Annotated in this window: 13 protein-coding genes; 3 read left to right on the top strand and 10 right to left on the bottom strand. The window is 40.7% G+C overall.

Annotated features, from left to right (window positions below; all coding sequences use genetic code 11):
- Positions 1 to 96: 96 nt before the first annotated feature.
- The 3 genes from PQR79_RS04000 to fadE form a co-directional block, all read right to left on the bottom strand.
- Positions 97 to 2,085, bottom strand: coding sequence for a methyl-accepting chemotaxis protein (locus PQR79_RS04000; protein WP_238103996.1), 1,989 nt, complete (start codon positions 2,083 to 2,085; stop codon positions 97 to 99).
- A 566-nt stretch (positions 2,086 to 2,651) separates the two neighbouring features.
- The gene (locus tag PQR79_RS04005; RefSeq protein WP_238103994.1) at positions 2,652 to 3,080 is read right to left on the bottom strand and encodes a PaaI family thioesterase; all 429 of its coding nucleotides are present in this window, start codon (positions 3,078 to 3,080) and stop codon (positions 2,652 to 2,654) included.
- 91 nt (positions 3,081 to 3,171) lie between these two features.
- Positions 3,172 to 5,619, bottom strand: coding sequence for an acyl-CoA dehydrogenase FadE (gene fadE, locus PQR79_RS04010; RefSeq protein ID WP_238103993.1), 2,448 nt, complete (start codon positions 5,617 to 5,619; stop codon positions 3,172 to 3,174).
- A 259-nt stretch (positions 5,620 to 5,878) separates the two neighbouring features.
- Between fadE and PQR79_RS04015 the strand changes: the two genes are divergently transcribed.
- On the top strand, positions 5,879 to 6,655 hold the full coding sequence (locus tag PQR79_RS04015; RefSeq protein ID WP_238103992.1) for a class II glutamine amidotransferase: 777 nt from the start codon (positions 5,879 to 5,881) through the stop codon (positions 6,653 to 6,655).
- Here the strand turns inward: PQR79_RS04015 and PQR79_RS04020 are convergent.
- The 3 genes from PQR79_RS04020 to trhA form a co-directional block, all read right to left on the bottom strand.
- Positions 6,641 to 7,639 carry a DUF3108 domain-containing protein gene (locus PQR79_RS04020; protein ID WP_303648224.1) on the bottom strand — a complete coding sequence of 333 codons (999 nt, stop codon included), beginning with the start codon at positions 7,637 to 7,639 and terminating at the stop codon, positions 6,641 to 6,643. The two genes, PQR79_RS04015 and PQR79_RS04020, sit on opposite strands and share 15 nt — an antisense overlap.
- Positions 7,640 to 7,681: 42 nt before the next feature.
- A complete protein-coding gene (locus PQR79_RS04025) occupies positions 7,682 to 8,026 on the bottom strand; it encodes an MGMT family protein (RefSeq protein WP_238103990.1) in 345 nt (114 codons plus the stop codon).
- A gap of 96 nt (positions 8,027 to 8,122) precedes the next feature.
- Positions 8,123 to 8,806 (bottom strand): PAQR family membrane homeostasis protein TrhA, encoded by a 684-nt coding sequence (gene trhA, locus PQR79_RS04030; protein WP_238103989.1) that lies wholly within the window; start codon positions 8,804 to 8,806, stop codon positions 8,123 to 8,125.
- Between the two features lie 253 nt (positions 8,807 to 9,059).
- On the opposite strand from trhA, the gene PQR79_RS04035 reads away from it, so the two are divergent.
- Complete coding sequence (locus PQR79_RS04035; protein ID WP_238103987.1) at positions 9,060 to 9,662, top strand: hypothetical protein; 603 nt, start codon at positions 9,060 to 9,062, stop codon at positions 9,660 to 9,662.
- Positions 9,663 to 9,684: 22 nt separating this feature from the next.
- On the opposite strand, the gene rrtA is transcribed toward PQR79_RS04035, so the two are convergent.
- The 3 genes from rrtA to PQR79_RS04050 form a co-directional block, all read right to left on the bottom strand.
- Positions 9,685 to 10,266: a rhombosortase gene (gene rrtA / locus PQR79_RS04040; RefSeq protein WP_238104188.1), complete on the bottom strand. Its 582-nt coding sequence runs from the start codon at positions 10,264 to 10,266 to the stop codon at positions 9,685 to 9,687.
- Positions 10,267 to 10,437: 171 nt separating this feature from the next.
- Entirely contained in the window at positions 10,438 to 11,154 is a 717-nt protein-coding gene (gene queC / locus PQR79_RS04045) for a 7-cyano-7-deazaguanine synthase QueC (protein ID WP_372943636.1), read from the bottom strand.
- Between the two features lie 79 nt (positions 11,155 to 11,233).
- Entirely contained in the window at positions 11,234 to 11,356 is a 123-nt protein-coding gene (locus tag PQR79_RS04050; protein ID WP_274408386.1) for a hypothetical protein, read from the bottom strand.
- On the opposite strand from PQR79_RS04050, the gene queE reads away from it, so the two are divergent.
- Positions 11,355 to 12,023, top strand: coding sequence for a 7-carboxy-7-deazaguanine synthase QueE (gene queE, locus PQR79_RS04055; RefSeq protein ID WP_238103983.1), 669 nt, complete (start codon positions 11,355 to 11,357; stop codon positions 12,021 to 12,023). The genes PQR79_RS04050 and queE overlap by 2 nt on opposite strands.
- Before the next feature lie 72 nt (positions 12,024 to 12,095).
- Here queE and PQR79_RS04060 read toward each other — a convergent pair whose 3' ends face one another.
- The gene (locus tag PQR79_RS04060) at positions 12,096 to 13,157 is read right to left on the bottom strand and encodes a PLP-dependent cysteine synthase family protein (protein ID WP_274408387.1); all 1,062 of its coding nucleotides are present in this window, start codon (positions 13,155 to 13,157) and stop codon (positions 12,096 to 12,098) included.

Consider the following 13,157-nt stretch of genomic DNA (forward strand, 5'->3'; position numbering starts at 1 on the left):
TAAATTAAAGTCATGTTGCGATTATTAACCGAACATATTGCCGCATTCAGCTGTTTACCTTGGATCTAACCCTCAACGGATCAATAACCGTCAAAACTAGCTGGAAAGTTGCTCCAGCATTTGCATATTCTTATTGATACTACTTATTTGTCGTTCAATTTCCTTCACTCTATCTAAACCTAAATCGGCAGTTTTGGCGGATGTTTCAGATGCTTCACGTAAACTAATAATGGCACCTTTTAACGTCTCTATCGTATGGTCACTTTCTTCCATGGATGTTCCAAGTTTTGTAGAACATTGGGTTATTTGCGAAACGGCATCATTCATAATCGAAAACTTACTTTCAGTTTCACTTAAACTTTCATTTACTGAGTTAGCAAGAGAGCGGACTTCATCGGCTACTACGGCAAAACCTCGGCCAGCTTCTCCGGCTCTAGCGGCTTCAATAGCAGCGTTTAATGCCAATAGGTTAGTGTTATTAGACAATGATCCAATAGTATCTAATACTTGAGACACGTCTGACACACTTTGTTGAATTTCATTTACACTCGAGGTAAGTTCTGTTGATAATGTACTCAGCACTTCTTGTGATTGAACAAACACACCAATGCCATCATCAACTGAACACATATATTGATGTGATTCGTTGGTGCTGCGAGAAATAGAGGCAAAACTATCCATTGAGGCTTTAACCACGTCATTATAACCGTCATATTCTTCAATAATTGCTTGCCGTAAGTCAGCAATTTTTTCAGATTTTTTTTGTTTTACTTGAGAATAATAGGATAGGGTACTAACGAGATTATGAGTGAAATCGTCAAATGAAGATTGTGAAGACTCGCCTTTAAAAATAAATAATCCTGTTAGTGTTTGGTTTTGGTGTAAATTGTGTGAAACTTCTCCAAATGTTGAGAAACCAGATATTGACGAACCATCGAAACAATTTACCTCTTTAAGTGAAGGCCCATTGTTTAATCGGCGTAAAATACAATCATTAGCAATGGACGTTATAAGTTTGCGGCCATTGAGAAACTTTGCGTAATCTTGATTTAATTTAGTAGTGAAGTTTGAACTTTTAACAAGATGCAGTGTTTCACCCAAATTTAAGTCACAGTAAAATGTTACTTGTTTTGCGATTAAATCAAGTGACATAATCGATCGTATAAATAACCTGCCTTTCATTTCAATTGCAAACGAATAGCCCGATAATGATGATTCAAGTTTTTCTGGTGCACATTTAAAGTGTGCGCATAATGCGTCTATTGGATTTTCTAGTAGCAATCCTTGCTTACTGATAAATGATGTTATCGTCCTTGTTTCTGGAGAGCAGCTCCCAATATCGAAGCTGATACCTGTTTTTTCAAAGTTATGCGTGGAGAAAATATCGTAATGGTATTCTGGTGCGAGTTTACAATAAATGCTAACGGCCTTATCGGAAACAATTTTACCATCAATACAAATTTGTGATTGTTTAAAATCTAATGCGCCTCCGGCACTACCACCAATCATCGAGGTTAGCGGAACCTGTGCGGTGACAAATGCCTCAAGAAAAAATGATTCACTCGTTGTTAAACCAGGAAAATATTGAAGAATAAAAGTATCAGCTGGAGAGACCTTTATAGTAGGTTTGATGTTAGCTTCAATTGAAGAACGCATTTTGGATGTGCGCTCCTCTATATTCATGTTCACTTTGCCTTCCATCAAATCCTTGCAGTGCATGTCAACGATAAAAGCATTGGTACTTGAAACAATACTCTTACTGAAGAAATGTAACATGATGGACTTAGTATCAACGAGATTGTATAAGTCTCCCTCTCCTGATTCACTGCCAAAAAGTCCGGCTGTTTGTAGCAAAAGAGTACGCTCTGCTAATGTTAACTTGTTTGTTAATGTTGAGCTGATTTGATTAAAATCCAGTTCTGGTGGAATGTAACCGATAACTAATGAAATTTCATCGACCGAAAACAAGGCCGAAAAGTCGACACTATTCAGCTTATTTAAGGGTATTTTTTTTATCACTGACGCTGGCGGCGCAGATGTATTGTTGTTATTTTTGCCAAACGAAAAGATTTTTTTGATATTCATGTAGGCCTCAAATTTGTGTGTATGGGCACAACTGGCGCTGCATAGTACTAAGTGCATACAGCGTTCTTGTTGTTACAAAAATACATAGTTTATTAATGGCGTTAATTCCACATAAATTTGGCTTTAAAGTTCAGTTAGATACCCAATGGCGCGATGTAAATTCATATTCTGACTTTAATGGGGTGATAAAGGTTTTTATCATATTTAGTGTTATGTAATTCAGTATGTATACATACATGATTATTTACTTTCTTTACAAATATGTTACGAAATTGACGTTACTTAAACGCTGTATTGTTTGCAATGTATTTAAGTATAAAAAGAACTGCAATATGATCCTTGTCAAAAAAACAGGGCAAGAGCATGAAAATTCACTTGCCAAATATGACCGTTTCAAGGTACTTGGCATTGGCACAAATATTGAATCGAGACGCATATATAATGATGCAGCAAGTAACATTATGATAAATAACTTATTGCCGTTTATATCTTATTAATTCAGTGTATCAACAAGTCAACAATTCAACTCAAATAACGGTGGAAATTTTTAAAGAAAAACGGTCATGTTAACCTCTTAAAATCAAACATGAGGCCGTTGCGGTTGCGAGTAATTTGCCATCTTCAGTGGTTAAGGTGCCTTCTGAAATACCTAACGATTTAGACAAATTCATTAAATTACCCTTGGCAATTAAACGCTGATTTTGCGGTACCGGGCGCACCATTTTTATATTTAAATCGATGGTTGAATAACTCACACCGGCTGGCAATGCAGAATGCACAGCACAGGCGGTAACCGTGTCTAATACTGTCGCCGCAAAGCCACCGTGTACACCGCCCATAGGGTTAAGGTGGCGCTCACTGGCAAAGGCATCAAACGAGACTTTACCTTCACTGACCGCAACAGGTTGCATCGGAATCGTCTCGCTAATTGACGGGGCAGGGATATCGCCATTTAGCATGGCTTGCATCAGTTGTAATCCACTTAAGTGTTTCATTATTGTCCTTCCAACATCATTAGACTATAGAGATAAAAAAGGGCAAAGCTTGCGCTTTACCCTTTTTAGTTAGGCTAATTAGCCTGAACAGCTAGGCTGCTTTTTCTTGCTTTGCTTTAGGTGCAAGTTGCGCACGAAGCTCTTCGGTATCGAAATCATCAACGTTAATTGATTTTAAACGACCAATTTCAGCACGTTCCAGTAAAGCAATTTCGCTGTCGCTTAACACACCAAGCGCTTTACCTTCTGCGGCAACTTTGTCTAACCACATAAATGGCAGACGTTTACCTGCAGCTTTACAAACTTTGTCATAAAGTGGTTCTGCTGCAAGAATATCTTTAAAGGTTTGTTCTTGAATACCCACAGCATTAAACTCTGATGGGGTCCAGAACTGGCCTTTACCTAAACGGTCACGGCTCGCACAGGGCGTTTGCATGATCTTAGCCACTTTGTGATCTAATACATCACTAGGGCGTTTAATCGGACGACCAAATGGGAAGATAACGGCACGTAATGCAATGCCAAGACCCATTGGGAAGTTGTTAAGCAAGTCATCTAATGAATCTTGTAACTTGTATAACGAATCTTCTACTGCCCATTGTACTAAGGGCAAATCTTCAGTTAAACGACCATCATCTTGATATCGCTTCAACGTAGCAGAAGTCAGGTATAGCTGGCTTAGTAAGTCACCTAAACGGGCAGAAATACGCTCTTTACGCTTAAGGTTGCCACCTAAGGTTGCCATGGCTAAATCAGACAGTAGTGCTAAGTTAGCACTGAAACGGTTCATCTGTTGATAATAACGTTTGGTTTTATCTGAGTATGGGCTATTGGTGAAGTAAGACGAGGTGACCCCCATCCAGAAGCTACGAATAAAGTTAGACGTTGCAAAACCAATATGACCAAAGATGGCTGAGTCAAAGTTATCTAAACCACGGCTAGCATCAGTATCAAATGCAGATTCCATTTCGGCTAATACATATGGATGACAGCGGATGGCGCCTTGACCATAAATAATCATTGAACGGGTTAGAATGTTTGCGCCTTCTACCGTAATGGCAATTGGTGCAGCTTGATAGCCACGGCCCAAGTAGTTATTGGGGCCAAGACACACGCCTTTACCGCCGTGAATGTCCATTGCATCAATAACACATTTTTGCATTCTGTCTGTTAAGTGGTACTTAACGATGGCAGAAATGACCGATGGTTTTTCACCTAAATCAATTGCAGTCGTAGTCAATGTTGACACGGCATCCATAAGGTAAGCATTACCACCAATACGTGCCATTGGCTCTTCGATGCCTTCTAACTTACCAATAGGTAACTTAAACTGACGACGAATACGCGCATAAGCGCCTGTTGCTACCGCAGCGGTTTTAACGCCACCGGCTGAGTTTGACGGCAGGGTGATACCACGACCAACAGATAAACACTCAACTAGCATTCTCCAACCTTGGCCGGCCATTTCTGGACCACCAATGATGAAGCTTAACGGTACAAAGACTTCATTACCGCGAGTTGGACCATTTTGGAACATACAGTTTAATGGGAAATGACGACGGCCAGTTTCAACACCTGGAATATCAGTTGGAATAAGCGCACAAGTGATGCCTAATTCTTCTTTATCACCTAATAACTGCTCAGGGTCACGCAATTTAAAGGCTAAGCCTAATACTGTCGCAACAGGTGCTAGAGTAATGTAACGCTTGTTCCACGTTAGCTTCATACCAAGTACTTCTTCGCCTTGGAACTCACCTTTACATACCACACCAAAATCGGGAATAGAACCTGCGTCGCTACCCGCTTCTGGGCTAGTTAATGCAAAACAAGGTACTTCTAAACCTTGCGCTAGGCGAGGGAGGTAGTGGTCTTGTTGCTCTTTTGTACCATAGTGTTGTAACAGTTCACCAGGACCTAAAGAGTTAGGTACACCCACTGTTGAAGCGAGTTCACTGCTCACACCAGCCAGTTTTTGTAGCACGCAAGATTGCGCATAAGCAGAATACTCTAAACCGCCGTACTTTTTCTTAATGATCATGGCAAAGAAGCCATTGTCTTTTAGGTACTGCCAAACATCCTGTGGAAGATCGCCTAATTCATGCGAAACCTGATGTTGGTTAATCATTTTACACACTTCTTCAACAGGGCCGTCTAAGAATGCTTGTTCTTCGGCACTTAAGCGCGCTTTTGGATAGTTGTGAAGCTTGCTCCAGTTAGGATTACCTGCAAACAAATCAGCTTCCCACCACGTTGTACCTGCTTCAATGGCTTCTTTTTCGGTAGAAGACATCTCAGGCATAATGCCACGATAAATTTTCAACAGTGGACGACTGATGTAGTTTTGTCTGAAAGATTTAATGTTTAAAGGTAGTGCGATAACAAGGAATACTATCCATGAAATGACACCAATAATGTCCAATGTGCTGCCAACGACCATCACAATTGCTGCTGCAATTGTTGTCGATAATAGCGATACACGAAGGTATGCCATCGCGCCGAGCACAAAGATCATCGCGATGATCCAAAGTAGGGTGGTCACTGTACTTCTCCTTAAAGCTATTTTATAGGCAGAAAATAGCTTATTTATTATTGATCTGATTCACAGGAATTATTGTGGTCTGACCTGTGTCACATAAAAGTTAACCTTATCTAGCCTCGAATACAAGTGTTTTTCAAACAATTGTTTGAAAATTTGTGTGTTTGAAACGTTCCACTCAATAAGCATAGTAGATACAATACGTTCGACTTATTAAAATCGGTCAAAATGGTTCAATTTTACAACTATAAAGGCAAGTTTAATGTGCGAATTACTGGCGATGAGTGCCAATGTGCCAACAGATATTGTTTTCAGTTTTACAGGCTTAGCCGAACGTGGTGGGGTGACCGGGCCGCATGTTGATGGCTGGGGAATTACGTTTTACGAAGGCAAAGGTAATCGCACTTTTAAAGACGCATCTGCGAGTAGTAAATCGCATATCGCCGATTTGATTAAATCTTATCCGATTAAGAGTGAGATTGTGGTGAGCCACATTCGACAAGCAAATCGAGGTTGTGTGTCGCTGGTTAATACTCACCCTTTTACTCGTGAACTGTGGGGACGATATTGGACTTATGCCCATAATGGGCAATTATCTGAATACCATGACAAATTTACGGTATCTCGTTTTCAGCCTGTCGGTGACACTGATAGTGAGTTGGCTTTTTGCTGGATTTTAGAATCCGTTGTTAACCATTTTGGTGAACAAGAACCTGAAAACATGCAGCCGGTATTTGACTATATTGCCACGCTTGCTGATGAAATACGTGAGCTAGGCGTGTTCAATATGTTATTGAGTAATGGTATAGATTTAATGGCATATTGTACTAATAATTTATGTCATATTACGCGCCGAGCCCCTTTTGGTAAGGCAACTCTGATTGATACCGATGTGGTGATTGATTTTAGTCAAGAAACCACGCCAAATGACGTGGTGACTGTGATTGCAACAAGACCATTGACCAACAATGAAAACTGGGTGGTGCTAAGCCCTGGCGACTGGAAGTTATTTAGAAAAGGCGAGTTAGTCCTCGGCTAATCGTTTAATATCATCAAGTTCAGATTCTGTTATTTGCGTATCATTTTCAGCTTCGGCAACGAGTTCATCTATCGATGCCGAAGCATCTGTTGCTGGTCCGTCAATAACAATCGGGGTCATGGGCGGCAACGGCTTATCAAATTGGTAGCTTGCTAACTGAATGTCTAGCTGTTTACTGCCTTTTGAAAAGTGGCTTAATCTTACCGGTAAATAAGCTAAATCTGGTGCCATCCAAAAATAGGTTTGGCGTTTTTTTGCTTTCTTTTCCGCACGAACCACTTCCACTTTAACGGTGTCGTAAGTGCCACTGTCTAACACGACTTGCTCTTTGCCCAATACTCTAAATTGATAGTCATCTACTTCTTTTTCTTTGACCATTTTGTAATCTAACGGGCGGGTATTGGCGGCTAAGTCCATTCTAAATTGTAATTGCACCATGAGTGGGTCAAAGACTCTGTCCTGGTAAGGCAGTTTAAGTGCTTCTTGTTTATATATGGTGTGAATGAATTCTTGAGCTTTTGCAAAGGCAGTTTGCTCAGTGTAATCACTGCCTGTTCCACTGCGTTCATGCACATACCTAAACGGCATAAGTTTGCCATTTTCTAAGGTAAACTCACTGGTTAATTGGCGTTTATCTGACAATAATAACAAGCTGACATTACTGTCAAAATGATAGCTGTAATAGCCGGTATCGGTTGCGGGCAAGTTATAAGTCGCCTCACCTAATTCGATACTGCCGTAAAACACTTTATAGTTGGCTTTATGGGCCGTTAATGGCGATAAAATTGCGGCTTTTTCAAATTCAGATAATGGCACGACAGGGAGAAGTTGTGTTGCTTTTTCTGCAATCACTTGAGTTTCTTTTTTGCTCAACTGTCCAGTAGATTCACTGTCGTTAGGCTGCTGTGAGGTCTCAGCTTGCACACCGAGTGCAGGGCTGATGCAGAGTATTAATGTACAAAATCGCGTTAGTTTATTGCTCAATGTATAAATACCTTAACAGTTAATATATTTAACAGATTGAAACTAAAAGGGAAATGTCATTACTAATGTTGCAAGATCAGGTTTCCATTGATATTGAGACAACGAAATCTTGCCAGTGTTCACTGTTATCCCTTCTAATCTGAGTAATTCTTGTTGTTGCCTATAGGGTTCAGTGTCTTTAGCAAACGAAATCTTCCCTTGGCTATTTATCACTCTGTGCCAAGGTAGTGCTAAAGAATCGGGTGCGAGTTTTAGGGCTCTCGATACATATCGCGCTCTGCCTGGTAGTCCTGCCAAATCCGCTACTATTCCATAAGGTAACACACAGCCGTGAGGGATAAGGTCAACAATAAACCATATTCGCTCCATGGGTGTAACTGCAATCATGGGGATCCGATAAAGTGGTAATATTAGCGACAGATAATAGAAAAACTGCGGCTATTGTACAACTGCAATATACATGAAGGATTGTTAAGGGGCGACTTAGAGTACCGTTAAGTAGATACAGAAGAAATGACTAAACGCACCACCGAGCACAAATACGTGCCAAATAGCATGATTAAATGGAATGCGTTTACCAACGTAAAAAATCACTCCAAGACTGTAAAATAATCCTCCAGCAAACAACAAGGTTAAGCCTAGCGCCGACATTTGGCTTTTTAGATCATCCATTACCGTAACACACAACCAGCCCATTACTAAATAAAGCACCACGCTAAAGGCTTTAAAACGGCCAATAAACAAGGTTTTAAATATAATACCACCCAAAGCTAGAGCCCAAATAGCACTGAGTACGATATGGGCTTGCGGACTTTGTAAACTGATCAGCATAAGCGGGGTGTAAGTGCCAGCAATTAATGTGTAAATAGCGCAATGGTCAGCCATTTTAAAGCGTTTACGCCACACAGCACTTTGGCTTGAGTGATATAACGTAGAAGCCAAAAACAGCACAATAATACTTAAGCCATACACCACAATACCGCTGGTTTGCACAAACGATAATTGTGCTGGCGCTTTGATTAACATTAATACCAAGCCAACAATACCTGCGAGAACACCTAAGGCATGCGAGCTGGCATTGGCTAATTCTTCTCTTGCGCAATAGTCAGATATTGATGTGGTCGTTGCCGTTTGAGAAGTCGTTAATGTATCTGTTAAAGAGTTCATAATATCCTGTTGACTAAGCCGTATGGATTTCAGCGAAGTTAGTCTATCAGCCTAAATACTAAAATGCTACATTTAAGAGTACACGCGTAAGCTGAAATTGGTAATTAATAAATTGTTGTTTTTATTCAATGCTTTAAAATAGTATTGCTAATAAAGATTCACAACGATGGTCATTTAAATTGTAACATTTAGTGCAACTGAAACAGCATAATCACGTTATACTGAGATAATTATTCTCGGCTTGTTCACTTTTATGTCTGATAAACTTCAATCGAAAAATCATCCTCATCAGCATGACTCTCAATCGTGCGCTTCAGATGATTATCTCGCTAAACCAGCCGCTGAGCAGTGTATTCACTCTGCCAAAGACAGTGCGCACATTGATTTTGACCCAACAATAATCTCGTTCGTTGACGCTAAAGATGACAATAACGATGAGCTTTTACAGCAACATCAACAACAGGTGGCAGATGAGATACAGTTACAGTTCTCAGGCGCAATCGCGGCTTCCCCCTCAAGTAATGAGCTGCTTTTAACTGACGTTGAAACCGCCAAATCTAATAGCCTACAAGACAAAGTGAGCCGACTTGTCAGTAACCATAGTTGGTTGTTCGTGTTGATGATCCACATGTTGGTGGTTGTGATCGCACTGATTTATGGAAGGGTAGATATTAGCGGATTAAACAATATTCCACTTGAACAAACTGCACCTAAGCCGTTGCCCGTACTAAATAGTTATCTCATTACAGAAGAGCAATACAACAAGCTAGTTGAAAAAGCACAGCAAGCAGAGCTTTCAGCACCACCATTGGCCATTGATGATCAACAAGTGCTAACAAAACCAACGGAGCAGTAATCTATACACTACGGGAGGAGGATTAAGACAATTTATTGTATTTAAAGCGATTGGCTATCAGTGACCAACACACGGCACACAATAAACCACAAATAAGCCCGACCAAATGCGATTCGGTTGCCACTCTGGCCTCGATTAAATCGGTGATACTTGCAGATGCACCAAAGTATTGCTCATAAGCAACCTTAGCTATCACCCCAATAAGTAATAAGTAACCAGACAGATAGCCTTTACGAATATCCATCATGGCGCCAAAAGCAAACAAGCCGTGAAGCATACCGCTTAATCCAACATAGGCTTTAAGGTTGGGGTAAAACAGGTACAGACCAATGCCTTCTAACAGGCATAGGCATAAAAACAACATGACAAGTTTTTCTGGATGGCGCTTGTAATGCACCTCGTGCAAAAATACGATGACCCAAAACCCCGCCAAATTCATTAGCAAATGCCACAAATTGGTATGTAATAAGTTGCCTGTTAGTAAGCGCCACACTTGTCCATGACCAATTTCATCGTAACGGTAGCTGAAATATTGATCGATAGGAAAAAAGGCGGGTGTAGGAATGTCAGCAGCAAACAGGGCGATACAGATGACACTGATCATCACCAAAAAATGATAGGGTCCAACAGCGTTAGAATGTCTGGCCAAAATTACCTCTAAACATCATTTTTGTGTTTTATTGCAACAATTAATTAGTATAGTCAAATTAGTTCATAAAGGTGGTTTTATTACTTTTTAGCAATAAAACCTTATCTGTTTAGTGGATCCGCCGGATTAGTTGCTTGCCATTTTTTGATTAAGTGATGCCATTACAGATGTTTGGTTTTGCAAGTAATCATCTAGGCCTCGCTGACGTAATAAGCAAGCAGGACAATCACCACAACCGGTACCAACAATACCGTTATAACAAGTTAAGGTTTGGTGTTGCACTAAGTCGAGTTGTTGATATTTGTCTGCCAATGCCCAGGTTTCAGCTTTGTTTAACCACATTAATGGGGTAATGATCGTAAGCTGTTTATCCATACCGAGAGCGAGCGATTGCTGCATAGACTGTATAAATTCATTACGGCAATCTGGATAGCCCGAAAAGTCTGTCTCACATACGCCAGTAATAATGGCATCACAGCCAAGTTGATAAGCATAAATACCGGCTAAGGTTAAAAACAGAATATTTCTGCCTGGTACAAAGGTGTTAGGTAAACCATTGTTCATTAATTCATGCGACACCGGGATAGCTTCACGTGTCAGAGCGGATATCGCCAGCTCGTTAAGCAATGTTGTGTCCATGACTTTATGGCTGGCCAAATTAAGTTCAACGGCTAATGCTTTGGCCACTTCGATTTCTTGGCGATGGCGTTGCCCGTAATCAAAAGTAATCCCATGAACTTCGTCATATTGCGACAAAGCTTGAATAAGGCAGGTCGTCGAATCTTGACCGCCACTGAATACAACAAGCGCTTTAGTGGTGTTTTTTACTGATGTATCTGACATGGGTATACTCATTAACGTTCTGAACATTGACCTAGGACATTGTCCTAAGCCCTCAGAAAAAATCAAAATGATATTTTACCTAACACCAGCATAAGTGCAAAGCCAGTGGCGTAAATACTTGCAGCTGGAAGTAAAATACTCTATAAATGCCGCCCTGTTGTTTGTCTGGTGCTTGGCTGGACGTAAAAAGTAAGGTAAACATGAAATATCCAGTTAATGAAGTATTTGAAACAATACAAGGTGAGGGCAGTTTTACTGGCGTGCCAGCACTTTTTGTTCGTTTGCAAGGGTGTCCTGTTGGATGTGCTTGGTGTGATACTAAGCAAACTTGGGATGTGTTACCTGAAAACAAAGTCAGCGCAGAGCAAGTTATTCAAGTCGATGGCACCATAGGTCGATGGGCCGAGCATACTGGTAGCTGTTTAATCCAAGCTTTTAAAGATAAAGGCTTTACTGCTAAGCACATAGTGTTAACGGGTGGTGAGCCGTGTTTATATGATTTAACCGAAATGACTCACGATTTTATTACTGCAGGGTATCAAGTTCAAATTGAGACCAGTGGCACTTTTGAGGTTAAATGCCATGATGCGGTTTGGGTGACGGTATCGCCTAAAGTAAACATGAAAGGCGGTTATAAAGTGCTTGAGCAAGCATTAGCACGCGCCAACGAAATTAAGCACCCAGTTGCCACAGAAAAACATGTTGATGAATTAGATGCATTACTGAAGGACATCGACGTCACAGGAAAAACCATCTGTTTACAACCTATAAGCCAAAAAGATCGTGCAACAGCATTAGCCATGAAAGTTTGTATTGCTCGTAACTGGCGCTTGTCTATTCAGACACATAAATATTTAAATATTGATTAGATATCACGTGATGGATTGAAGCCAAAATGCCGCAAATTAACTGCGGCATTGTTGTCCTTACGCTATGAAAAATTAAATCAACAAACCGCTCTTATCAAAATGTTGCAGCTTTTGGCGGTAATGCTCAAAACAGCCTATATTGCTGTCGATCCATTGCGGATTATAGTAGGTATCTAAATACCGTTCGCCAGCATCACATATTAAGGTGACGATAGAACCTGTTTGGCCTGCTTGACGCATTTTAGTGGCCAATAAAAGGGCACCATATAAGTTAGTCCCTGTCGACGCCCCTGTTTTACGGCCAATTAGCTGTTCTAACCATAAAATCGTGGCAACTGACGCCGCATCGGGTATTTGCAACATTTCATCCACCACACCGGCAATAAAAGAGGGTTCTACTCTTGGTCTGCCAATCCCTTCAATTTTACTGTTTTTATTACTGACAATCTTGGCATCGCCACTGTGAAAGTAATCATAAAATACTGAATTTTCAGGGTCGACAACACACAATTGAGTTGCTTGCTGTTGATAACGAATATAACGCCCAATGGTGGCACTGGTACCGCCTGTGCCTGGGCTCATCACAATCCAACTTGGGATTGGATGTGGCTCTTTTTCCATTTGACTAAAAATAGAATCAGCGATGTTGTTATTACCACGCCAGTCAGTGGCACGCTCTGCGTAAGTAAATTGGTCTAGATAATGGCCATTTAACTCTTGTGCTAAACGTTCTGACTCGGCATACATTTGGCTACCGTTATCGACAAAGTGGCATTGACCACCATAAAACGCTATTTGTTGTATCTTCTTTTTTGCTGTGGTTTTTGGCATTACAGCAATAAAAGGTAGCCCTAACAAACGTGCAAAATACGCTTCAGAAACCGCCGTACTGCCAGACGAAGACTCTATGATTGGTGTGCCTTGTTTTATCCAACCGTTACACAATGCGTATAAAAATAATGAACGGGCTAAACGGTGTTTCAAACTGCCTGTGGGATGGGTGCTTTCGTCTTTTAAATAAATATCAATGCCGCTTAATTGAGGCAAATCTAATTTGATTAAATGCGTATCAGCAGAGCGTTGGTAGTCTGCTTCAATTTTAGCGATGGCCTGATTGACCCAAGTTGTCGGCAT

It is taken from the genome of Shewanella metallivivens (assembly GCF_028750675.1).
In the GTDB taxonomy this organism is placed as follows: Bacteria; Pseudomonadota; Gammaproteobacteria; order Enterobacterales; family Shewanellaceae; genus Shewanella; species Shewanella metallivivens.

Coding starts and splice junctions, on each gene's coding strand:
- queC (WP_372943636.1), bottom strand. CDS start 11,154: ATGTCAGATACATCAGTAAAAAACACCACTAAAGCGCTTGTTGTATTC.
- queE (WP_238103983.1), top strand. CDS start 11,355: ATGAAATATCCAGTTAATGAAGTATTTGAAACAATACAAGGTGAGGGC.
- PQR79_RS04050 (WP_274408386.1), bottom strand. CDS start 11,356: ATGTTTACCTTACTTTTTACGTCCAGCCAAGCACCAGACAAACAACAG.
- PQR79_RS04000 (WP_238103996.1), bottom strand. CDS start 2,085: ATGAATATCAAAAAAATCTTTTCGTTTGGCAAAAATAACAACAATACA.
- PQR79_RS04015 (WP_238103992.1), top strand. CDS start 5,879: ATGTGCGAATTACTGGCGATGAGTGCCAATGTGCCAACAGATATTGTT.
- rrtA (WP_238104188.1), bottom strand. CDS start 10,266: ATGATCAGTGTCATCTGTATCGCCCTGTTTGCTGCTGACATTCCTACA.
- PQR79_RS04005 (WP_238103994.1), bottom strand. CDS start 3,080: ATGAAACACTTAAGTGGATTACAACTGATGCAAGCCATGCTAAATGGC.
- PQR79_RS04025 (WP_238103990.1), bottom strand. CDS start 8,026: ATGATTGCAGTTACACCCATGGAGCGAATATGGTTTATTGTTGACCTT.
- trhA (WP_238103989.1), bottom strand. CDS start 8,806: ATGAACTCTTTAACAGATACATTAACGACTTCTCAAACGGCAACGACC.
- PQR79_RS04035 (WP_238103987.1), top strand. CDS start 9,060: ATGTCTGATAAACTTCAATCGAAAAATCATCCTCATCAGCATGACTCT.
- PQR79_RS04060 (WP_274408387.1), bottom strand. CDS start 13,157: ATGCCGACAACTTGGGTCAATCAGGCCATCGCTAAAATTGAAGCAGAC.